This is a genomic window from Flammeovirga sp. SJP92 (assembly GCF_001583495.1).
Classification (GTDB): domain Bacteria; phylum Bacteroidota; class Bacteroidia; order Cytophagales; family Flammeovirgaceae; genus Flammeovirga.
In genome coordinates this window covers 20,401-46,068 of record NZ_LQAQ01000073.1, presented here as the reverse complement: position 1 = coordinate 46,068, position 25,668 = coordinate 20,401, and the positions used below count along the sequence as shown (strand labels likewise).

The 25,668-nt window shown below is 34.4% G+C and carries 10 protein-coding genes; 8 read left to right on the top strand and 2 right to left on the bottom strand.

All coding sequences use genetic code 11. The features are described from left to right. The 5 genes from galB (at nt 1) to AVL50_RS17150 (ending at nt 12,838) form a co-directional block, all read left to right on the top strand. Entirely contained in the window at nt 1-2,499 is a 2,499-nt protein-coding gene (galB, locus tag AVL50_RS17170) for a beta-galactosidase GalB (protein ID WP_253764298.1), read from the top strand. Between the two features lie 10 nt (nt 2,500-2,509). Beyond that, a complete protein-coding gene (locus AVL50_RS17165) occupies nt 2,510-4,060 on the top strand; it encodes a sulfatase-like hydrolase/transferase (RefSeq protein WP_062617728.1) in 1,551 nt (516 codons plus the stop codon). 745 nt (nt 4,061-4,805) lie between these two features. Further along, complete coding sequence (locus AVL50_RS17160; protein ID WP_082795882.1) at nt 4,806-10,970, top strand: PKD domain-containing protein; 6,165 nt, start codon at nt 4,806-4,808, stop codon at nt 10,968-10,970. Nucleotides 10,971-11,232: 262 nt separating this feature from the next. Next, the gene (locus tag AVL50_RS17155; protein ID WP_062617726.1) at nt 11,233-11,754 is read left to right on the top strand and encodes a hypothetical protein; all 522 of its coding nucleotides are present in this window, start codon (nt 11,233-11,235) and stop codon (nt 11,752-11,754) included. A gap of 358 nt (nt 11,755-12,112) precedes the next feature. Then, nucleotides 12,113-12,838: a tRNA-uridine aminocarboxypropyltransferase gene (locus AVL50_RS17150; protein WP_082795881.1), complete on the top strand. Its 726-nt coding sequence runs from the start codon at nt 12,113-12,115 to the stop codon at nt 12,836-12,838. Nucleotides 12,839-12,943: 105 nt separating this feature from the next. On the opposite strand, the gene AVL50_RS17145 is transcribed toward AVL50_RS17150, so the two are convergent. Beyond that, nucleotides 12,944-13,504: an IS3 family transposase gene (locus AVL50_RS17145; protein WP_157491385.1), complete on the bottom strand. Its 561-nt coding sequence runs from the start codon at nt 13,502-13,504 to the stop codon at nt 12,944-12,946. A 455-nt stretch (nt 13,505-13,959) separates the two neighbouring features. Further along, a complete protein-coding gene (locus AVL50_RS17135) occupies nt 13,960-14,682 on the bottom strand; it encodes a transposase (protein ID WP_062617723.1) in 723 nt (240 codons plus the stop codon). Between the two features lie 878 nt (nt 14,683-15,560). On the opposite strand from AVL50_RS17135, the gene AVL50_RS17130 reads away from it, so the two are divergent. Genes AVL50_RS17130 through AVL50_RS17120 form a run of 3 tightly spaced genes read left to right on the top strand, consistent with a single transcriptional unit; the run spans nt 15,561 to nt 25,667 of the window. Beyond that, nucleotides 15,561-15,827 (top strand): hypothetical protein, encoded by a 267-nt coding sequence (locus AVL50_RS17130; RefSeq protein ID WP_062617722.1) that lies wholly within the window; start codon nt 15,561-15,563, stop codon nt 15,825-15,827. After that, complete coding sequence (locus AVL50_RS17125; protein WP_157491384.1) at nt 15,805-18,981, top strand: hypothetical protein; 3,177 nt, start codon at nt 15,805-15,807, stop codon at nt 18,979-18,981. The genes AVL50_RS17130 and AVL50_RS17125 overlap by 23 nt, the downstream gene beginning before the upstream one ends. A 56-nt stretch (nt 18,982-19,037) precedes the next feature. Next, a complete protein-coding gene (locus AVL50_RS17120; RefSeq protein ID WP_062617720.1) occupies nt 19,038-25,667 on the top strand; it encodes a DUF6443 domain-containing protein in 6,630 nt (2,209 codons plus the stop codon). Nucleotide 25,668: the final 1 nt, after the last annotated feature.

Sequence of the window (25,668 nt, the reverse complement as noted above, 5' to 3'; positions counted from 1 at the left end):
ATGATGAATAAATTTAAGAATCTAGGTATAGGAGTTTTGTGCGGACTCATGTCCTGTTCACAACAACTCCCTCAGCAGGACTTCAACAGTCTTGAGGAAATAAGTTTTAACGACAACTGGAAGTTTTCTAAGGGAGAGTTAAAAAATGGAATGGCACTGGACCTGAATGATGACAGTTGGAGAGCGTTGGACTTGCCTCACGATTGGGCCATTGAAGGTGATTTTGACAAGGCTTACAATGCCCGCTGTGGTGGACTTCCGTTCCATGGAGAAGCGTGGTACAGAAAAGACTTTGATGTTCCTTCTAAAATGGAAGGGCAAAAAGTATTTGTTCACTTTGAAGGGGTGATGAATAATGCTGAGGTCTATGTCAACGGTCAAAAAATTGGTGAAAGACCTTATGGTTACATCGGTTTTGAACTAGACATGACACCTTATCTTAAATTTGGAGAGGAAAATACAATTGCTGTCAAATGTGCTCCAGTAGATCTAAGTTCTAGATGGTATCCTGGTGCGGGTATTTACCGTGATGTTTGGATTGAATACAAAAATCCAGTGCACATTGCTTTTGATGGTACGTTTATCAAAACACCACTCATCACTGAAAAATCGGCACGTGTTGAAATTGATGTTGACTTGGTCAATGCGTCAGAAAAAAACAGTTTGATCACGATTGAAACGACCATCCACAATAGTAAAGGAGAAAAAGTAAGTGATGTTACTTCAAAAGATAAAATTGAAGCCTCTTCTGAAAAAACATTCCGCCAAAATGTGAAGCTTTCCAACCCCGTATTATGGTCAATGGAAAACCCTCATCTTTACAAAGCCATCACTGTACTTAAAAGTGGTGATGAAATACTGGATAAATACGAGTCTACTTTTGGAGTTAGAACGATTGAGTTTTTAGCCAAAGAAGGTTTCCTTTTAAATGGAAAAAGAATTCAACTGCAAGGCGTTTGTCTACATCATGATCAAGGTCCTTTAGGTACTGCGGTCAATAAAAGAGCAAAAGAAAGACAGTTGCAAATCATGAAAGATATGGGGGTCAACGCCATTCGTACAAGCCACAACCCTCCTGCCAAAGTACTTTTGGAACTTTGTGATGAGATGGGATTGGTAGTGATTGATGAAGCATTTGACAACTGGAAAATCGGTAAAGTTGAAAACGGATACAACACTGTCTGGGAGGAATGGAGCGAGCAAGATTTGCGTGATTTGATTCGCAGAGACCGCAATCACCCGTCTATCATTATGTGGAGTATTGGAAATGAAATTTTGGAGCAAGGCAGAAAAGACGGATGGAAAGAAACACGAAGATTGGCTAAAATCACAAAGTCAGAAGATACGTCACGTCCTGTAACAGCAGGTTTCAACTATCACCCTGCCTCTATTGTTAATAAACTGGCACATGAGATTGACGTGGTAGGTTTCAATTATTTCCCTATGCGTTATGAGAAAATTCTTGAGGAATACCCTGAATGGGTAGTTTATGGTTCTGAGACTTCATCTTGTACGAGTTCAAGAGGTTATTATGAAAGACCAGTGGAGCCTACATTCACTAAAGGAGTTAATCAAGTAACAAGTTATGACTTGGTAGGACCACCTTGGGCGTATCCTCCAGATTTAGAGTTTGATATGCTGGCTAAAAGCCCAAGAATCTTGGGTGAATTTATGTGGACAGGTTTTGACTACCTTGGCGAGCCTACTCCTTACGGAGGAAAAGACAACTCTACTAACGGATATTGGAACGGAGACTGGCCAAGTCACTCCTCTTATTTTGGAGCGGCTGATTTATGCGGTTTCCCGAAAGACAGATACTATTTATACCAAAGTCAGTGGACGGATAAACCAATGGTTCACGTACTTCCCCACTGGAATTGGGAAGGTCATGAAGGCGAAATTATTCCAGTACATGCATTTACAAACGCTGAAGAAGTGGAGCTTTTTGTAAATGGAAAATCAATGGGTAAAAAAGTGAAGGGCGTAGACCTTACGCCAATTAAAATGACACACCGCGACTGGAAAGAAGAAGGTCCGTTGATGTCAAAATATAGATTAAGCTGGGAAGTACCTTATACTCCGGGCAGTATTGAAGTAGTGGCCTACACTAAAGGCAAAGAAGTAGCAAGAAAAGCCATCAAAACAGCAGGCAAACCGCATCATATTGAGTTGGAAGCCGACCGCAGTTTGATTGCATCAGATGGTAAAGATCTTTCTTATATCACTGTGAAAGTGGTGGACGAGAAAGGCAACTTCTGTGCTACTGCATCCAACAACATTCAATTTGAAATCAGTGGTGATGGCAAATTAGCGGGTGTTGGTAATGGTGACGCTGCTTCATTGACTTCACTACAAGGCAACAAAATGGAAGTGTTTAACGGTTTAGCTCTTGCGATTGTTCAAGGAGCAAAAAATCCTGAAACGCCTATCACTCTAACGGCAAAGTCAGAGGGGCTTCAGGAAGCGATAATTAAAATATCTTTTCAACCATCATTATAATAATTAACAAATGAAGATTAACAAGTTCTGGCTTATCCCTCTGTCACTGCTGGCGTTGGGGTGCCAAAAAAACACTACCTCCACTGAAGAAGTAGCATCCACTAAACCCAACATCATCTTTGTCTATATGGATGATTTAGGGTATGGTGACATCAGTGCCAATGGTGCATCTACCATCAACACGCCAAATATGGATGCGTTGGCCAATGGTGGTATTAACTTCAGCAATGGATATGCCTCTTCGGCTACTTGTACACCATCAAGATATGCTGCATTTACGGGAGAATATCCTTGGAGAAAAAATGCTCAAATCTTACCAGGTTCGGCACCAATGCTGATCAGTACAGAGCAAATGACAGTTCCTAAAATGCTTCAAGGAGCTGGTTATGAAACAGCCATTATTGGTAAGTGGCACTTAGGTTTGGGTACGCATGACAAAGATTGGAATGAGCATATCTCTCCAGGTCCAAATGAAGTAGGGTTTGGCCACTCTTACATCATGGCGGCAACGCAAGACCGTGTACCTACTGTTTATATTGAAGACGGTGATGTGGTAGGTTTGGATAAAAATGACCCTATCGAAATTGATTACAAAAAGAACTTTGAAGGACAACCGACAGGTAAAGACAACCCTGAGCTGATCACTATGAAGTGGCACCACGGACATAACAATACTATCGTGAATGGTATTCCAAGAATTGGATTTATGAAAGGTGGCAAGTCGGCTTTATGGAGCGATGTAGATATGGCGGATCACTTCTTAGGAAAAGTGAAAAACTATATCAAAACACAAGCAAAAACAGAGAAGCCTTTCTTCTTAGCGTATACAATGCAACAGCCTCACGTTCCAAGAACACCTCACCCTCGTTTTGAAGGTAAGTCAGGCATGGGACCAAGAGGTGATGTAATCATGGAAGCTGATTGGTGTATTGGGGAGTTGATGAAAACCATCAGAGAAGCTGGTATTGAAGAAAACACAATGATTATCTTCTCTTCTGACAATGGTCCGGTATTAAATGATGGTTACTATGATGACGCTGTAGAATTGATTGGAAATCATGATCCTAAAGGTGGCTTAAGAGGTGGTAAATACTCTTTATTTGATGCTGGTGCACACGTTCCATTTATTACGTACTGGAAAGGAAAAATCAAGCCTGGTAAGTCAAATGCTTTAGTTTGTCAAATGGATATGTTAAACTCATTAGCATCATTAGTGGGCAGTGATATTAGAAGCAATGATTCTAAAGATGTATTGGGAGCATTCTTAGATGCTAATGAAGAAGGTAGAACTTCATTGATCTTAGAAGCAACTACAAGAACTTCTTATAGAAAAGGAGACTATGTTTTAATCCCTCCTTACAAGGGTAAAAAGTTGAACAAACAAGTGAACATTGAATTGGGTAATGCCAACGAAATCCAATTGTACAACTTGAAAAATGACCGTGCTCAAACACACAATTTAGCAAAAGAAAAACCTGAGCTGACAAAACAATTGTTAGAGGAATTCACAAAGCTAAGAGGTGACGGGTTTGGCAAAACAAAAAAATTAGAATTGATGTAGTACTGCTTTAAGCACTTTAGTACATATTTATATTTTGAATTGTTTGTAAGGGAGACCGTCATGGTCTCCCTTTTTTTTTCAGGAGATTCCTAATGATCTGTAAGAAATGGTGTTGAGCTTATCATTCTTAGCAATGGCTTTCTACCCAATTAGTCTTGAAGGAAAAAGCGTGAAGAATTTCATGAAATGAACCAGTTAAAATGATTTTCTTGTTTCTTAGATTCTAAACTAAAATGCAACATTAAATAGTAATAAAAAAGAAGAAGAAGGAAGATTAAAAGGGAAACATCAAACAATGGCTAGAATCTCAATTGAAAATGGATGATAATTTAGTACTAAAACCTCCATTTCTAAAAACTTTATAACTACCCACACAACAATATAAAGTGTACCAACTACGGGATATTACCTAATTTTTCTTAAAAAAAGCAGATTCTCATTTTCCATCCTCAACAAAATTCACATTGAAATTTTACACCCTACATCCTTCAAAAAAAATAAACTTTACCTACAGATTTTTGAGATAAATCTTCCTAAAACCCTGATTTCAACCTTTCAATCACCAAAAGGGAACAAACCATTAAAAATATACCCCCGTTATTGCCTTTTATTTTACACCCTATTTTTTAGTGTAAGATTTACATCTTTGAGTAACATTTCTGATCGGTCAATAATACTCCTCTATCGTTAAGTACTGATCAGAAAAACTAAAACACTTTTTGAACCAACTATTATTTAGTACGTAATGAAATACTTTTACAGTCTACACACATTAATGTGTTGGAGTGTGTTGTTTCTATGCTTTCTGAGCAACACACACGCACAAACTTTTACAGGGACCGGCAGTGGTACCGCCGAAGACCCTTTTCTCATTGAAACCAACGCTGACTTAATCAAACTTACAGCTTCTTACGAATCATGGGACCTGCATTATAGATTAGAAGCAGATTTGGATATGGATGGTGAAACGTTCTATCCTATCGGTTACGAGTTACCTGGAAGTGTATATAAATCTTTCTCGGGTACATTTGATGGTAATTTCCACACGATATCTAACCTTATCATTACAGCAAATCCTGAGCAAACTACTATTGGTTTAGGTTTTGTGGGCCACGCTAACAATGCCACTGTCAAAAACCTTGGCTTGATCAATGTAAGTACTCCCGACAAGTCAAAAGCAAGGGTGGGCGGTATTATTGGTTTAGCAATAAATACTACTGTTGTTGACAGATGTTTTGTATTGGGCGGAACGATGAGAGGTAATGGACATGTTGCTGGTATTGTTGGACAGATTAATGGAAATCAAGTGACCAACTGTATTACTGATGTGACCTTAATCACTAACAATTGGGGTTCCGATGCAGGTATTGCGGGTGATATCAGTAATATGTACGCTAACTCAATTTTAAGTCAAAACATCAACCTTGGTGATCAAAGAGCATTAATCCCTGATGCCAATATGAGCTCCGCTGAAAATATTAATTACACAGGCTTATATGCTTTGAAAACGTCTGGTGATTTCAACACGAACACGAACGTAAGTGTACTTACTTCATTAGAGATGACAGACCAAAGCAACTTCCCTAATCTTGACTTTTCTGAAAGCGGTGCATGGGAGATGAGAGAAAACTCTTACCCTGTTTTAAAGGGATTTGCTGCTGAAGCATTTTCTTCTATCAAACAGTACCCTGGAGTACCTTTAATTGTTACATCAGATGGAGTAAATCCGATTGAAGGAGCAACAGTAACTATCGAATCCGTAAACTATACAACAAACGCGGAAGGTAAAGTAACTGCAATTTTAGAAGATGGAACTTATAACTATACAATTACTGCTGACGGCTATCAAGAGTATTCCGATTCATTTGTCATTAACGAGGAAACTCAAACTAGTACAATTACAATGGTAGCCGATGGTGTGACTACTTATTCTGCTACATTTACAGTAAAAAATAATAAAAGTGAAGTTGTTGAGGGAGCTACATTCAGATTATACATTGCTGATGGATATGATCAGACGGAAACTACAGATGAAAACGGTCAGGTAATGTTCGATTTATTGGTAGGTGCAACGTATCAATACAGCATCAACAAGGAGTTACATCTTGAGACTACGGATCAAGTGGTAGTGAACCAAGACATTAACCAAGAAGTAACGCTAACTATTGACAACAAAAAGCCTGTGGCAGTAGTCAACTACGGCAGATCTGTTGAATCAGGCGAAGTAGTTACTTTATATGGTTTGAAATCTTATGATGAAAATGAAGATCCTCTAACTTACTTATGGACTGCTCCTGAGGGTATCACATTGGCAAGTCCAACGAGTGGAATTACTACTTTTACAGTACCTAATGTGGAGTCTGACACTCCTCTAGCTTTCACTTTGGTAGTCAATGACGGTGAAAATGACTCGGACCCTGCCACTGTTACATTTACAGCTAAAAATACAATCCTACACGGACCGAACTTATTGACCAACGGTGGCTTTGAAGAAGAACTGAATGTTGGTTGGGAAGGATTGGACAGCTTCACACGTTCAGAAATAGTAGCTGACGATGCAAAAGGAACCAATAGTTTGAAACTAGAGAGTACTACTCAGTTGAATTTGATTCAAACAAATCCTGAAAACTTCTTTGATTTAGAAGTAGGTAAGTCGTACAAATTTACCGGCAAGATTAGAGTAGACAAAATGACGACAAGTGTTTACAACCTAAGGTTAATGCCAGCCAATGACTGGTATGACTCAGACAATGCTAAACTTGCCATCACAAGAGGCGATTTAAGCTGGGGAGATATGAGCCCTACATTAAACGAATGGGTTTCATTTAGTAAAATTTTAGTAATTGATGAAACATTCAAAGCAGGTGCTGTTGTTGGTGATAAAGTAAGCTCAAGGTTAAATATCCAAAGCTCTAGTGGGACAATAGATGAATTATTATACTTAGATGATTTAAGCCTTGCAATAGCAGATGCTGAAATGACATTGACAGCGGGTGAAGATCAAGAAGTTTTACCAGGAACGGTAGTTGAATTAATGGCTTCTCATAATTCAACCAATGACTTCACTTATACTTGGAGTGCTCCAGAAGGTATCACTTTAACTTCAACAGATCAAAAAGCTACTTCATTCACTGCCCCAGCAGATATTACTGAAATAACTGCTTATGATTTCACAGTAACGGCAACTTCTGGAAATCTTTCTTACCAATCATCAGTAAAAGTTACTGTTTTAGCTAATATCACCGCTTCAGCAGGTACTGATCAATCGGTAGACGCAGGAGACCTTGTGACGTTAGATGCCTCTGCCACTGCTCCTGAATCTGCAATGCTTACTTGGACAGCACCTGAAGGTATTGAATTGTCAAGTTTAACGGAAAAAATGCCAACCTTCACTGCACCAATTGTAGAAGAAGTGACAACACTGACATTTACTTTAACAGCAAAAGTTGGAGAAAGAGAAGCATCTGATGAGGTCGTAATTACAGTCAACCCAAGTGTTATTCCAATTGCAAATGCGGGTGAAAACCAAACGGTATTTACAGGCACTGTGGTAACATTGGACGCTTCACTTTCTGAAAGCCAAACTGAAAATCCATTGACTTACAACTGGGTGGCTCCTGAAGGAATCACACTATCTGATGCTAATGCGGTAATGCCTACTTTCACAGCACCTGCAGTAGATACAGAAGAAGTATTGGTTTTCAAATTAACAGTAACTGATGGTGACAATATTTCGCCAGAAGTAATGGTATCTGTTACAGTGAAAAGTTCTGGTATCTATGGTTTAGAATTAATCACCAATGGTAGTTTTGAAGAAGAACTTACTGTAGGCTGGGGTGGTGTAAGTGAGTATACTCAATCTGATGTAGTAGCGGACAATGCCAAAGGAACTAAGAGTTTATTTATCAATAATGACGCAAAGATTGATTTTCTCCAAACTTCAAGTGATGCTTTCTTTGACCTTAAAATTGGTACAACTTATAAGTTGAGTGGCAAAGTAAGAGTTGACCAGTTAAATGTGGATGCCATTACACTTCGTTTGATGCCTTCTGATGGGTGGAACAACGAAAACAAGATGAATATCACAAGAGAAGGTATTAGCTGGGGTGATGCTGTTGCTGTGACTGGAGAATGGATTGATTTTGCTAAAGAAATTACAATCAATGAATCTATGGGTGGAGTTGCAGGTGATGTGATCAACTCAAAACTTTACTTCCAAACTCCTGACGGTGCAAATGCGATTGTTTATTTTGATGATATCAGCTTAGTAGAAAAAAGTATCGACTTCAAGCTTTCAGCAGGTGAAGATATCACTGTCCTTGGTGGAGATGAAGTAATGCTGAAAGGTATGCATAACTCTTCTTCAATGTTTGATTACACTTGGGAAGCTCCTGCGGGAATTACACTTTCAAGCACTGATCAAATGTCGACTTCATTTACTGCTCCTGCAGATCTTACTGAAACTACTACTTACACTGTAACATTTACAGCGTCTATCAATGGAGTAGATATCAGTGATGAAGTGAAGGTGACAGTATTGCCAAGCCTTACAGTAAACGCTGGTGAAGATCAAAACGTAGATGCAGGTGACCTTGTGACATTAAGTGCTTCTTCAAACCTTGAGCAAGCAACCATCACATGGACGGCTCCTGAAGGAATTACACTTTCGGATGTGAATGCAAAAACACCAACATTTACGGCCCCAATTGTTACTGAAGCAACGAATTTCACATTGACAGCTACAGCCACTTCAGGCGAAAATACGGCTTCTGATGAAGTAGTGATCACTGTAAACCCAAGTGTTATCCCTGTAGCAGATGCTGGAGAAAACAGAGTCGCTTATGTAGGGAATGTGGTAACATTGGATGCTTCTGGATCTGTCAGTCAAACTGAAAATCCTTTAACATACAGCTGGACTGCACCTGAAGGAATTACACTTTCAGATGCCAATGCAGTAATGCCTACGTTCACTGCTCCTGAAGTAGAGGAACCAACAGACTTCACTTTCAAATTAACAGTAAGTGACGGTGACAATACTTCTCCAGAAGTTACTGTAACAATCACAGTGAAAAACTCTAAATTAAGAGGTAAAGAATTAATCGTAAATGGCGGTTTTGAAGAAGAATTGACTGTTGGATGGACGGGTGTTGACAACTATACTCGTTCTGATGTGGTAAGTACTGACAGTAAAGGAACAAACAGTTTATTGATCAATGAAGACAATCAAATTGATGGCGTGCGTACTAAAAACGATAGCTATTTTGATTTGATGATTGGTAAAACATATACTTTAAGCGGAAGATTTAAGTTAGACAAAATGGATGCTGAAGTAATCAATTTCAGAATCATGCCATTTGATGGCTGGCCTGCTGTAGGAAAAGATAACTACAAGATTTCATTTGGTAAAGTAGGTATTACATGGACTGATTATCAAGCAATCATTGGAGAATGGATTTACTTTGAAAAAGACATCTTGATTGATGCAGACTTTACTGCCGAAGATGTAAATGAAGGTGATATTGTTTCTTCAAGACTTTATATGCAAAGTCCTGATAAAGCTAACATTTCTGTTTATTTTGATGACATCAGCTTAGTAGAAAACAACATTGCATTTGAATTGAATGCAGGCGATGATGTAACAATTCAGCAAGGTGGCTCAGTTGAACTTACAGCTACTCAAAATTCATCAGAAGAGTTTACCTATACATGGTCGGCTCCGGAAGGAATTACACTTTCTACAACAGACGGTATGACCACTACTGCAACAGCTACTGAAGAGTTAACGTCAGCGAAAGAATATACTATTACTTTAACAGCACAAAACGAAATGTTCTCTGCAACAGATAAAGTAATCATAACGGTAACTCCAGAGGTCAAAGTAAATGCAGGTGATGACCAAGAAGCAATGTCAGGTGCTACAGTAACATTAGACGGCTCTAACACTACTCCTGCTGAGGCAACGCTTACTTGGACAGCCCCTGAAGGAATTACACTTTCGGATGCTAATGCTTCAATGCCAACATTCACTGCTCCAGCTGTTACGGCTGAAACTACTTACACTTTCACACTGAAAGCTTCTTATTTAGGTGCTGAGGCCACTGATGAAGTGAGCGTAATGGTTTACCCTCAATTAGTAGCTAATGCAGGTGCTGACATTGCATCATTTGTCAATGAGATCATTACTCTAGATGCTTCAGCAACAGTGCCAGCCAACGCAACTGTAACTTGGACAGCTCCTGAAGGAATTACACTTTCAGACGCTAATGCAGTGAAACCTACATTTACTGCTCCTGAAGTAAGCGAGGAAACTTCGTATACATTTACATTGTCGGCTTCTTATAAAGAAATGACATCTACAGATGAAGTAGTAGTGACAATTAGTCCTAATGAGGTTCCTGTTGCCAATGCTGGTGAAGATCAAGTGGTAGAAATCGGTGATGTTGTAACACTAGACGCTTCAGCTTCTACTCCTGAAACAGTAACGTTTGAGTGGATGGCACCAGAAGGTATTGAACTGTCAGATGCTACAGTAAGCAACCCTACATTTACTGCTCCAGAGGTAACGGTTGAAACTACCTTCACTTTTGTATTGAAAGTGTCACTTGGTGATGTAGTTGTTCTTGACGAAGTAGACATTACAGTCAATGCTCCTGAAGAGATTCCTACATCAATTGAAGATGCAAGAATAGTAGTGAGCCTTTATCCTAACCCTGCAACTGATCAAGCAACGATCGAGTTAGTAGAGAACGCGGAGATCTCTATCTTAAACTTAGCAGGTGCAACTGTCTTCACACAAGAGTTAAGAACAGGTAAACATACTTTAGATATTTCAACATATAAAACAGGTATTTACATTATTCAGGTAAAAACAAGCAACACGCTTCAAAGCGTGAAGTTGATCAAAGAATAATATTGTTATCGTGATTTCATGTAGACTTGAATCACAACTTAGTTTAGGATTAAGCCGGAATTATTTTAATTCCGGTTTTTTTATGTCCTTTTATTCAAAAAAATAACCTATCATCAACTATATTTCAGATATTTCTATAAGCTTTCCGTCTCCCCCTTTCAGGGCCGAAGATGCTGTTGCATCATGATGGTCTGATGGCACATCAAAAGAAAAGTTTAGTTTACTGTATAAAAATCACTTTAATTTTCCGGACCTTTACCCAATGAAAGAACGGCTAATAATACTTTCTGATCTTTGGGGAAAAGAAAAAGCAGATTGGTTTATCTACTATACTAAAATCTTAGAAACAAAGTTTGATATCACCTTCTACGACAGTGGTGACTTAGGAGAAATTGACAAAACAAATTACGAACAAGAAGCACTTCACCTACAGTTTCTCAATGGCGGGATTGACAAAGCAGTTGACAACTTAATTGGATTAGAAAAGAAGCCCGTAAAGGTTTTGGCGTTTAGCATCGGCGGAGTGATAGCATGGAAGTACGGCTTGCAAACACACAACCTAAAATCCCTAACTTGTATCTCCTCCTCTAGACTTAGGAAAGAATCTCAAAAACCTCAAGGTAAAATCCATCTTTATTTTGGCCAAGAAGACCTTCATATTCCTGCTCCTGATTGGCTCCACAAAATGGGTGTTCCCTCGCAAATCTTAAAGGGTAAAAGTCATGAAATGTACAGAGAAGAACAATTTGCAAAAGTTGTAAGTAATTCCTTAATTTTGATGTAGGCAATGCATCAATTATTTGCTCGTTTTTTTGCAGACAAGATTCATATGAAAACTAAACTAAAAAAATACTCGATACTTTTATTCATATTTAGCTTTAGCTTACTGACAATCCTTTTTCTTTTTTTCCTGGCATATATCCATATTTATGATGAAGCTAGCTTGGATATTAAATAATTAGATTTTTTAAACTGAAAATCATCAATAAACAAATATTTCAAATAAAGCTTTTGCTACAATTTTGAAAATAATTAAGTTAGCAGCCTTAATTCAAGCGATGGCTTGTGGGACTGTAGAAGACTATACTATATATAATTTTTACAATTAGGGTGTAGTCAATTAGAAAATAAAGAAATTTACTTTGCGAGTAGACATAGAAAATCCTAGAAAAAAATGTTACAAATGCATGCGACCAATCATCTCATGTAGTTGTCAATACACAAATCCTATACAAACAAATACTCGTTTTGTGATTCTTATGCACCCTATGGAGTATAAGAAAGAAAAAAACGGAACGGGGTTGATGACAAACCTTCAACTAGAAAATTCAGAAGTTATTGTTGATGTTGATTTCACAAACAATAAACGTGTCAACGAAATACTAAACGATAAAGAAAATAGATCTTTCTTACTTTACCCTGGAAAAGAAAATTTCAATTTATCGGAACGAAACGGTACAGAAATAAACACCTTTTTAGGAAAGAATCCATATCTTTTTATTCTTGATGGGACATGGCCTTGTGCTCGTAAAATGCTTCGATTGAGTACAAATTTACAAGCACTACCAAGAGTAAGTTTTGATAATACTATAAAATCAAAATTCATCCTCAAACAGCAGCCTGAGTCGCTTTGCCTTAGTACGATTGAATCAGTATATACTGTCATTAATTTGCTCAAAAAAGGAGAACTAGAGCAAAGTGACACTAAGGATTTCCTTCTTCCATTTGAGAAAATGATTGAATATCAAGTCAAATGTATTCTTGATCCAGATAATAATCACTATCGCCCAAGTCATAAGAAAGGGGCACTCAAGGCAAAGAATATATATAAGAAGGATTCACAAAGAAATATTATTTTCGAAAAATAATGATGATTCGGTAATTAAATCGGATGAGAACTTGCTATGTTTTATCTGGATTTACAAAGTTTTTTCGGATAAAAAGTTAAGTCATCTTCTAATTAAATAATTTCATTAATTGTTCTGGGGTTTATAGCCCAAAACAGAGTGAATTCTCTTTCTATTATACCAAACCTCGATAAATTCAAAGATGTCATTTCTAGCCTGTGTGAAAGAATAATAATACTTATGATCAACCATTTCTGATTTTAGAATTTTAAAGAAGTTTTCAGCTACTACGTTATCCCAGTAGTTACCTTTACGACTCATACTTTGAGTAACATGATTTTTTGTTAAACCTTTTTGAAAATTCTCTGCGATATATTGAACTCCCTGATCAGAATGGAAGATCATACCCTTTTCAGGTTTACGATTTCTTTTAGCCATCTTCCAAGACTTTAAGACTGTATTTTCAACTTTCATATCCTCAAACATTGACCATTCTACAATAGAATGGTCAAATAGGTCTAAGATGGTTGTTAAATATAACCAGCCTTGATCTGTTGAAATATAAGTGAGGTCAGATACCCATGCTTTTGCTGGTGCATCTGTTTTAAAATTACGGTTCATTATATTAGGAGCTACCTTCTTTCCATGGTTGGATTGTATGGTTTGTGGCTTGTAACTTTTACAAATACAGTTTTTATGTTTTCTTTATTCTAGCAACACGATTTCGAGAAGTCTGGATACCTTTCGCTTTTAATGAAGAATTCATAGATCTTACAATTCTATGGGGTTCGACTAAGACCGCTCATATTGAATATAGTGTTTTGGCTCCTGTTGAAATTATTTCCTATTGGGAAAGGAGGTGGTTTTTGGTAAGAAAAAGTGGAAGTTTGAGATTGTTTCTAGTAATAAAAATTGAGATTGCTTTTTCGATAGCTCTAAAATAACATACTGCACAATTTCGAAGATTGCAATTTGTATTATAATATAGAATATGAATCGTTAAGCAGTTCAACCCTTCCCTATTTTAGGGTTGAACTTTTTTAGTATCAATTTTGTGTAAGTATGTGGAAATATGATTTTGAGAACTTTAATCCATTTTTTATTTGACAAATAAATGAGATATAGTTATTAGCAATATTACTCTACCCGATGATTTTTAGATAGTTCATCCTAAAATGAGAAATCATATTTGTAAAGTCTTTGAAATCAATACTTTTAATCATCTCTCTCACTTTATTAAGTCCTCTTCTGAATACACTAAACTGAGGATAGCCATGTTTTTTTAATCCAACAGGATTTTTCTTCGATATATAAATACCCATACCCCAACAAATAGTGTAGCTCATGCTTACCACTGCAAATAATTTCTTATATCTATCAAGCTTTCGAATACATGACTTTTCCATATTAAAACCTCTGCCTTTTAGTGCCTGGAAAAACACTTCTATTGACCATCTTTTTTTGTACGCCTTTTTCAATTTATTAGAAGCAATAGTACCTACTAAATACAATAATTCATCATCATCATAAGATATTGAAACGTTCAAAGAGACTGTATCAACCACATGGTTGGGGAGTAGATAAACTTTCCTATTACCTAATTTCAATACATCTTCAGCAGAAAAACGATCACCTTCAGGACTTAATATTTTATGATGTTTTGGAACTCGAACACAAAAGTCAATTTTTAAAGATTTCAACCATCTCAGCCATTTATAACCAATGAATTCTCTATCCATGACGATATAGTCAATTCTATGATAACCAAGGGTTTTTATAACTTTTGAAAACAATTTTATCCTATCTTCCCAGTTGCTATTTTCATTGTTGTTATCTAACATTTCAAAGTGAAGAGGTACTCCCATTTTCCTACATGGGCAATTACAGATAGTATATTTATTTGAGTTTTTCAATAATCCCACTCTGTTCTATCAATACTCAAAACCACTTTTTCATGAGGAATAAATTGAATTAACCAGGAAAATATTTCAAGATACTGAAAGTCTGTTTTCTGAAAAAAGTCTTCAATATTTCTATTAATTGAATCGGTACTGGCCTGACAATTGATTTTTGAAGCTATTTCATAAAATTGAACAGATTTACTATCTATTATACCTAAAATAAGCTCTGTTAATCGATCTTTTCGCGAACTGTTTTGAACGACGTTAATTTCATCGAATGTTTTTCATAGATTTGCTACAGCGTTAAGGCTCATGAAAAGTTGTTTGTTTTATTTTGTAGAAAATTTAAAATAACAACTTTTCTTCCTTTTTAGAAAGTTATACAATTATCATCGGGTAGAGTATAGCAATATATAAGCTTAAATAATTAAGATATATCATGGATTATTATTATTTTTTATCTAATTTTGAAAAAACTAAGGTATACTGTTATTTAAAGCTAACACAAACTATGGAAAATAAAGTATTTGCTATCTTTCTTTTATTGTCTTGTAATCAACTAATTACTCAGTCACCTTCTTTTGATTTATAGATTAACAATAAATATATAGATCTTCCGAATTTTACAAATAACGATGTTTTTTTCTGCATTACAATTAAAATTATGATTGGAATGACAGTAATTCTGAAGTTGATTATATAGAACTTGAGCCATTGTTTCAAATTCAAAAAGATATTTCATTTTTTTATGTGATTTAGGGATTGGAACAAAAACACTAATGATTAACTAAGTTATCAGTAGCAGGCAGAATCCGATCAGAAGAAGTAAAGGTATACACGAATTGGGCAGATTACGTTTTCGAAGAAGGCTATACTATAAACTAAAATCGTTAGAAGAGGTAGAGAAACACATCAAGGAACATAAGCATTTACCAGATGTACCAAGTGCTAAAGAGGTAGAAGAGAAAGGTGTTAATGTTGGTGAGACAGAAGCGATGCTACTTAGGAAAATTGAGGAATTGGCTTTGTATTTAATGGAGCAAAACCAAAGTATAAAAAAAATAGAAATTAATAAATCTCATAATAATGAAAATAAAACTAACAAATAATTCCTTGAGTATAATAATTACTCTATTAATGATAACATTTTTGTCATCAAAGATTTATTCTCAAGAGAAGTATTCAGATGATCAATTTTTACCAAACTTAAATCCAGTAACTCCTGAAGTTTGGAAATTTTTAAAATATGATGAAATACCTGTTAGTAATTATACAGGAACAGCAAATATATCTGTACCAATTTACACTATTAAAAATGGAGACATTAGTGTACCCATTTCATTGCAGTACAATTCTAGAGGGGTTAAGGTTACAGATGAGGCAGGTTGGGTTGGATTAAACTGGGACCTAGAATTTGGATCAATAACACAAGTTGTACAAGGAAAAAATGACCTTCGTTCAATTGTGAAGAATCATGAACTACCTGATTTTTTTGCATCAGGTGAGTCAAGAGTTAAACTTTTCCTTGAAAGTAATTTAGTAAATGGGAATAAAATTAATTCACCTTATCATAGTTTATATAGGTTCAAAAACCATTATGTACCCTTTAATAAAAATTTTGTTGAAAAAAGAGTATATTCAGAACCAATATCATCAGCTCAAACTTATGATACAGAACCAGATATTTTCAAAGCTAACTTTTTTGGACATTCTATAAATATCTTATTAAACAAAAAGAGAGGAAATCAACCAGTTGTTTTAGATAAAAATGGTTATAAAGTAATATTAGTAGGAAGTGAAGGGAATCATCGTTGGGAAATAACTGATCCTAATGGTATTACTTACTACTTTAATGAGATCACGGAAGTAGAATCTAATTCTTCCTATGCTATTAATCAAGGAGATCATAAATTTATAGAATTTGGAAACTCAATATCAAATGTTAATAATCCCTTTATAACCTATGTTTGGCGTCCAACTAAAATTGTTGATAGTAAAGGTTTTGAAGTTTCTTTTAATTATACGGATAAAATTATTTTGAATGATTATTCAGAGGAGCATGCTTATGAATTATTTAAAGGGACTTCTAGTCCTTTAGGACATAATATTAATATTGAGAAATTTAGTTCTCCTACGTTATTAAGACCTGGAGTTTCTACAGGAAATGAAGCAACATACTTTAGAACAAGTATAAAAAATATAACAACCACAGAAACTAGTAAATCGTATTTAAGCTCTATAACTTTTAAGACACCTGGGTCGTCTATCAATTTAGGAGAGGTAACTTTTACTTTATCAGATAGAGATACTCAAGATTATGGAAACGCTAAACAATTAAATTCTATTGCAGTAAGAAATTATAAAGGGGGACTTGTCCAAGAAGTCAGCTTTGGATATGGTTATTTTATTTCTTCTCCAAGTACAACTGTATATGTAGCAGATAATTCTTTTTCTAATACAAGAAATAATAATCGTTTAAAACTTGAAAATATATCATTTTTAGATGAAGGGAAGTATGAGTTTGATTACTTCTCAATAAATTTACCACCCAAGAATTCATTTAAAACAGATGTTTTTGGTTATTACAATGGCCAAAATAATACGTCTTTAGTTCCAAACCCTTATAGGTTTTACCCGAATTCCAAATTTGAAAATTTACAGGAATTAACAAGTGAGGATATTAATATAGGAAATAATAAGAGTACAAATGCAGATTATATCACTGCCGCTTCTTTAAAATCAATTACCTTTCCAACATCAGGGAAAATTGAATTTGAATATGAACCACATATTTTTTCTTCTAATCTGTTTAATATCAAAATTCCTAATCAAAACCAAGACTCTTATAATTCAAACCTTTCAGAGTCAATTGGAGGAGGATTGAGAGTGAAAAAACAAAAAATTTATTTTAATGATAACGATTTTTTAGAATATACTTATCAATATGAAGGAGGAAAGTTGAGTTCAGGTATTAAATACCTTTCAGAGATTATAGATTCATATACAAATAAAATATCTGGTCAATTTTATAATTATAACTATTCAGGTATAAAAGTTTCATCAACAAATAACAATACTTCTTCTCCTGTCAGCGGTAATAGTATCATCGGTTATGATAAAGTAATTGTTAGAAAGAAATCTAATGATAATACATTATTAAATGGTTATACAGAATATTATTATACGAATGAATTAGAAACGAAATATGCTAGTTCTAATACCTTATTTTCATTTGCTTCTTATTTAGGATATACCAAACCTAAAAATGGCAGTTTACTTTCAGAAAAAGTTTTTAATAACAATAATGATTTACTTAAGGAGAAAATACTAACATATAGTAATAAGGAGTTTGATGAGGATAGGTTTTATTATGGAGTTAAGAGAGTGCCATATGGCTTGTCTGGATTTATAACATTTCTTGAGGGGAAATATTCAATTATTAATCAATCATTTGATATTGTTTTAGGCTATTATCCATTATATTACCCTGTAACACAGTTAGTAAGTGAAAAAGAGGTTTATTATAAAAATGGATCAAATTATTCCAATTTGAAGGAATATACATATGAAGATACTTACGATAAAATAAGAAGTGTCAAATTAAATGATGAAATAGAAGTAGTTTATAGCTATACTTTTGACTATACAGAACCAAACGATATAAAAGTTAAATTTGCTACTGAGAATATTTTTAACGAAGTAGTTCGTCAGGATTATTATAAAGATAATAATCTTATTGAGTCAAGAGATAATGAATATAAAATCTTGTATGATAATGTCTTATTAAGTAAAGTAAGACTAAGAGAAAATCATCCATATAAGTATAATGATAAAATAATTTTTGATACATACGATGTAAAAAGTCAGCTTTTATCGTATACTGGCAGTGATGGAATAAAAACGGTTATTTTAAGAGATAATTATAACAACATTGTAGCTTTAATAAAAGGAGCAAAATACGAATCTAATCAAATAATTAGTGAAATTAATGAAAATCAAATTCTTACTTCTTCTGAGATAAGTACAATAAAGTCAAATCCAACTGAAGCAAATTTAGGTATTATTTATGAAAATTTAGGTACTTGTTTTATTGAGACCTATAGGTTAAAACCATTAATAGGTTTGGAATATTATTATGATCAAAATTTCCAATCTAAAAAGTACCAATATGATGGTCAAAATAGGGTCAGAGCAATCTATGACAAAGACTTAAAGGTAATTAGTGCCTTTGAATATAAATATGCTAACTCTACTAATAACTAATTATTAAAAAGCAAACAATGAAATTTTCAATCTATATAGGCATATTTTTATTATATATGTCTACGACATTATATGCTCAAACTAGTGGAGATTCGTCTTCAATAAATAAAAATGTAGCACCTTCTCTAATGAGAATTGAACCTCCTGAAGGTCCAGGTGATGGTGTAGACCCAGGTTGTTCGGATAAAATAGGACCTCTACAAATCTCAAGATATACATGTGGAACAACTTATGTAATAGTTTATGGTAGAAATGGATGTTCTTATGGTGGTTATATTCAACCAGGAAATATTTCTTTTTCAACAGGAACTAATGGAGTTTCCAATGAAATACCAATAACATCTTCAGGAAGTTATTATATTCAGAATTATAGTAGACAAACTATTTCTACATCTTCTAAATCTGTTACGGTATATAAACCACCAACTGCTCCGACGATTTCAACGTCATATAGTATTAATCAATGTAATTTAAGCATTTCGATTACAGTGAATAATACGATTACTGGTTTAGCCTATGAAGTGAGAAAATTGGGTAGTAGTGGAGAATCATTCACAGGTGATGGTAATAGTAAAACGGTTACCTTAACAGGTACAGGAACGTATAAAGTTTATGTTACAAAACCATCTGGCAATAGTTATTGTTCTGCAGAAACTTTCAACAAAACAATTGCTACAGTGAACCCAACACCTCTTCCTAAAACTCCAACATTGGTAACAACCTCACTTGCAGTTTGTAATGGAAACAATCTTAATGTTACTATTGGTGATATAGTAAAAGGTGTGGTTTATAAATTAAGAAAAGATGGTCAATCAAGTGATACAAGTGTTAAAACGGCTAGTATCACAAGTAATCTTACTTTTTCCAATTTATCTATTGGAGATTACACTTTAACCGCTACTAACAATTGTAATTCTTCTCAAAATAAAACACTTCATTTTACTGTAAGAGAAAAAGGAGATTTATCAACCGTAGAGTTACCAACATATATGAAAGAGGTTTGTGTAAGAGGAGGAGATGATATCGGTTTTATTATTTCCAATGCTTCTGATTTTTCAATAAGAACATTAAATGTTTATAGAGATGACACCTTTATTAGAGGTTATTACAGTTCTGATTTGGTACAAATACCTAATGGTAAATCAATTCTAACTGTCGAAAATGCACAGCCTGGAACATATCAAATACAAGGTATTCCAGATGGTTGTTCAACTACCATGGAAAGTCCAGAGATTGAAGTAACAGCTCAAAGTGAAACGATACCAACTATTACTTTGAATATTGATAATGGTAGTTCTTTTTGTGAAAATAGTAGTAGTCCAACTTTCAGTATAAATGAGAAGAATAACTACTCTGGTAATATTCAGAATATAGTTTGGACTATTTTTAATAGACAAACTTTAGCAACTCCTGTAGAAGTTGATTCAGATGATTTGGTAAATTATAATTTCCCTACTCCAGGTCGTTATACCGTAATAGGAACACTTACATTTGCGAACACTTATTCAAATAATAATTGTTATAGTTCATCAACTTCAGCACATGCTGAAATAATAATTGATCCTAGTTTTACAGCATCTACCTTTAACCCCTCATTAAACATCCTTGAAAATTGTACTAGTACAAGAGCTGAAATTATTTTTCCAACAGAAGAGGGTAAAACTTATACACTTTACAGAAATAGTCAGACTAGTCAATATACCACAGATGATTTTGATAAGATATCTGGTACAGGAAGTACTGTTGCTGTAACTGTTTTACATGAAGGAGATTATTGGGTGAAAGCATCTTGGAGTAACAGTTGTGGAACAGCAAGTAATTTTGCAAACTATGCTGTTGAAGTTGAAAACTATCGAATATCTAATACTTTAACACAACCTAATGGAAGATATATAATTGAAGGTGGGGAGTTTATCGCAAATGTATCGGATTATGAAGGTAAAATTGGTTGGAAACATTCTACGGACGGAAATAATTGGACAGTAATACCTAATACTTTTGGAACTTCTTATAGTTTTATACCATCTGAAAATAAATTCTTAAAGGCATATATTGTAGATTGCCCTTCTAAGGAATCGAACCCAGTTGAGGTTGTTGTCATTAATAAGGATGTTTATAAACCAATTTATTTCTCAACGAAAAATGGTGAAAGAAAACTCTATAAAAATAATATAAGTGATGACTTTGACTTTTATTGGCAGACAGAAGAAAATGGGGAATCAACTGCAAATAATGCAGTAAGTATTAATAATCCTTCAAATGGTATTCATTATCTAAAAGCAAGACACAAAGCTTCAGGTATATTTCTACCCAATGCAATTAGTTATGAGGTAAGCAGTGAGTATTATAATCCCGATATGATTACTCAAAATCTCACCGAAAATAATACTAATAAAACCACCATATATTCACCTCAAATCCCTTTTGAAAGTAGCGATGTTAGTACTTTTAAAAATAAGGCTTTAACAGATGGAGTTGTTACGGTAAATGAATTTTTTGATGGTTTTGGCAAACCGATCCAAAATGTGGTTAAACAAGGGGCTAAAACGGAACAAGGATTAAGGGATTTGGTAACACCAATGGCCTATGATAAATTGGGACGAAATTCTAAAGAATACCTTTCTTATGTTTCCAAAGAGTCTTCTGATGGAGCCTTAATTAGTAATGCAGTTTCAGCACAAGCTACCTATTTTAATGATAGAACTGATGGAGAACAAACGTCTAATGCTTTTACTATAACTAAATATGATGATTCTCCTTTGAATGAGATGCAAGCTATTTCAAGTTTTGGAGACGATTGGGCTGGTAAAATGGGTGTAACTAATGAGGATCACTCTGTTGAGACCAATACAAGACCAAATATTTATGAAGATAAGATCATTAAGTTTAATTATGATGGTGAGGCTATAGTCAGAACCATTACTCTGAATAATACAGTAACTACAAGTGAGACACATGTTGCACAGGAAAGTATTGCTCTAACGGATGGCTTTACAGCAAATGGAACGAATGGAACTTTTTCTGCCTACATTAATAATAATGGTGTAGGAGATTCTGATGGATTTTATGAAAGTGGTGAGTTATTGATTACAGAAACAAAAGATGAACATAAATTTATCACAGCAGAAGTAAAAAATAAGTTTGATCAATTAATTGTAAAAAGAATTCAGAATGGAGTAGATAACAATGGTGTTGTAACATATAGTGATACTTATTATGTCTATGATGATTTTGGTAATTTAATATTGGTTTTATCTCCTAAAGCTGTTGCAAACCTTCAAGCTAGTAGTGAAATTTCTAATGATGTAATTGAAGAACTGTGCTATCAGTACAAGTATGATTACAGAAATAGACAGATAGCTAAAAAAATTCCTGGAAAAGAATGGCAATACATGGTGTATGACCACTGGGATCGATTGGTTTTATCTCAAGACGGAGCTTTAAGGTCTGAGCATAACGATAAGTGGCTTTTTACAAAGTATGATTATTATAATCGACCAATTATTTCAGGTAAGATCATCTTGACAGGAAAATCATACGAAGACCTTGTAAGTGACTATGATGATGCAACACTAGTACGTTTTGATAAATATCCTTTAGCAGATGATAATAACCCATCTCTTAATGATCCGAACCTAAATGACCCTAAGGTTAAAGGATATACAGATAGGTCAATGCCTAAATTATTAAAAACAAATTCCAGTGATTTATTGGATGGTGTTGAGTTATTATCAGTTACTTATTATGATCATTATGATTGGGACACTGATATTGTCTTTGAACCAAAGGATGCCTTATTTGAAAATGATACAGCAAAGGGTATTGTAAAACCAACAAAAGGTGAAGTAACAAAAGGGTTAGTAACTGGGTCCATTACAAAAGTTCTAGGAAAAGAAGAAGAACTGAAAACAAAGGTATTCTTTGATGATAAATATAGAGCTATACAAACAGTTACAGAATCGTTAGGAGGAGGAACAGATAGGCTAACGCAACAATATCGTTTTACGGGTGAGGTGATTAAAAGCTACATTGAACATACCAAAATAGATGTCGATAATAATATGACTACTGTAAATATTAAGGAAGAAAACATCTATGATGAATTAGGTAGAATTGAGTCTGTAGTACAAACTGTTAATGATGAGCCTTCAAGAGTTCTTGTGACTAATGAATACAATGAATTAGGAGAACTAATAAGAAAAACGACTGGTACAGAAGAGCAACCTTTAATTCATGATTATGATTACAACATTAGAGGTTGGTTGACAGGTATAAATCAAGATGTAAATATTGATAAGGCACATCCGTTTAGTTTCCAGTTAAGATATAATAATGATATCGTAAACGGTGTAAATACATTATCTGTAGAGGGACAATATAATGGTAATGTCGCTAAACAATCATGGCAGACTTTTAATTCTCCAGGTAATAGAAATTATGAATATAGATATGATGAACAAAATAGGTTGAAAGAAGCCATTTATGAAGGGGTTGGAGATGAAAACTATTCCGTTACAGGTTCTGATCCATCTGAAGGAATAACTTACGACTTAAATGGAAATATTTTAAACCTGAAGAGGTTTGGTATTACTGATCTTGATAAAAAAGAATATGGTATTATCGATGAACTTGAGTATACCTACAACAAATCGGGGTTAGGAAATCAGCTGACAGCAGTTCGTGATTTAGCAACATTTAAGCCTTCTTCATTTAAAGATGATCATAGTTTTTATGATGGTAACACTTCAGGAGCAGATTATATATATGATAATGAAGGTGCATTAATAGAAGATAAAAATAAAAAAATAACTTCTATTGAATATAACTTCTTAAAGCTACCTACTAAGATAACTTTTGATAGAGGAGAAATAGAATATATTTATGATGCTAGTGGTATAAAACTACAACAAATAGATAAGGTAGATGGTGAAACGAAAGTAACTGATTATGTAGGTGGTTTCGTTTACGAAAATAATGTTCTACAATATATTAATAATGCTGAAGGAAGAATCTTAACAAAAGCCTCTGGTGTAAAGTCTAGAGTAGAGGAAAAAGATTTTTATTACGAGTATCATTATAAAGATCACTTAGGAAATTTACGTGCCTCCATTCGTTTAGATGAAGTACTAAAAGAGGATTTTGAGGATGCTACAACTCACTTTGATTTTGAAACAAATACCATCGATAATTTTGGGTATGGCGTGAATGGTTCAAAATCACAAAAATTAATTGCTAGTTCATCAGGAGTGGCAGAAGGAGCATCTATTGAAGTGGAAGTAACTGAAGGGGAAAAGTTATTTGTTAGTGTACAATCTTTTTACTCTACTTCTTCACAACAAACTGCTCAACAAAGTACCACCTACAATACTACTGAAGGCGGTGTGGTAAGTAATGGAGATGAGGGTTCTTCAACTTCTACGACCTCACCTATCAATATGTCTGCACCTATTGCTACTTTTGGTACGCAAAGTACAGAAGATCCTAATGCATACTTAAAAGTTTACTTTTTAAAAGAAGATAAATCAATCATAGCTAATAGCACTTCAACACAAGAAGTAGCAGTAGGAGGTTCACATGAAGAACTATTATTATCATTAGTAGTACCTTCAGAAGCAGCCTTTGTTAAAGCTCAATTAATCAATGAGTCAATTGACGTTCCAGTCTATTTTGATGACTTCACCTTGACTTTTGATGATTACATTGTACAAGAAAACCATTATTATCCATTTGGTATGGGTATGACAGGATTAGAGAAGAAAGGAACACCTGATCATAAATTTCAGTATAATGGTAAAGAGAAAATGGCTGATATTGGATTCTATGACTATGGTGCTAGACACTATGAGGTAAGTTTAGGTAGATGGTTTGCTATTGATCCTCATGCAGAAAATTATTTAAATATTTCACCATATACTTATGCATTAGATAATCCAATTTATTTTATTGATCCTGATGGGAAAGATGTCTATGGGATGAGCATTGAATCTATGCAAAATATGTATGGTGGTAATAATGTTGAGATTCAAATAAATAATAGACCTAAACTACCAAAAAATATAGAAATTACAATTCATAGTGCAACAAGGTCTGAGCAGTTGAATGATTATATCTTATCAGGTGCAAATATAAATGAAATATTAAATTACATTAACGATTTTGAAGGGAAAGGTTTTTCTGAAGCAGGTCTAAATGGACCGGGAACTCAAGAAGACAGTGAAAGAATAGCAAAAGAGAAAATGTCTAGTTCAGACGGAAGTGTTGTTTCATATAAAACTTCTGGAGAAGCTACAATGAATTATGTAAATGTTAAAATTTCTGGTTACAAGTTAGAAGATAATGGTGAATACACTTCATATACACTATATGATAAAAAAGATTTTATTGAAACTATTGAAGAACAACCAGGTGGCTTCCTAACAAAAAATTCACCGGGATATGGAAATAGTAATACAAGAGCAGGGAACACCGAAGTCATTGATGATAAAAATTCCTCACCTGGAATAGCTGAACTTCTATCTACATTGGTAGAGGTCGGTTGGCTTAATTTCAATAAACCACCTGAGGATAAAAAAATGCAATATCAAATTTTAAAAGATTGGCATAGTGCAGAAAACATAAAACCTGGGGATACTATTTATTATAAAGAAGTACGTACCGGTGTTTATATGCCTAGTAAGAAGAAGTAAT

What these genes read in the sequence shown, in the direction of transcription:
- galB (WP_253764298.1), top strand. Translation starts at nt 1, where the DNA reads ATGATGAATAAATTTAAGAATCTAGGTATAGGAGTTTTGTGCGGACTC.
- AVL50_RS17165 (WP_062617728.1), top strand. Translation starts at nt 2,510, where the DNA reads ATGAAGATTAACAAGTTCTGGCTTATCCCTCTGTCACTGCTGGCGTTG.
- AVL50_RS17160 (WP_082795882.1), top strand. Translation starts at nt 4,806, where the DNA reads ATGAAATACTTTTACAGTCTACACACATTAATGTGTTGGAGTGTGTTG.
- AVL50_RS17155 (WP_062617726.1), top strand. Translation starts at nt 11,233, where the DNA reads ATGAAAGAACGGCTAATAATACTTTCTGATCTTTGGGGAAAAGAAAAA.
- AVL50_RS17135 (WP_062617723.1), bottom strand. Translation starts at nt 14,682, where the DNA reads ATGGGAGTACCTCTTCACTTTGAAATGTTAGATAACAACAATGAAAAT.
- AVL50_RS17125 (WP_157491384.1), top strand. Translation starts at nt 15,805, where the DNA reads ATGAAAATAAAACTAACAAATAATTCCTTGAGTATAATAATTACTCTA.
- AVL50_RS17120 (WP_062617720.1), top strand. Translation starts at nt 19,038, where the DNA reads ATGTCTACGACATTATATGCTCAAACTAGTGGAGATTCGTCTTCAATA.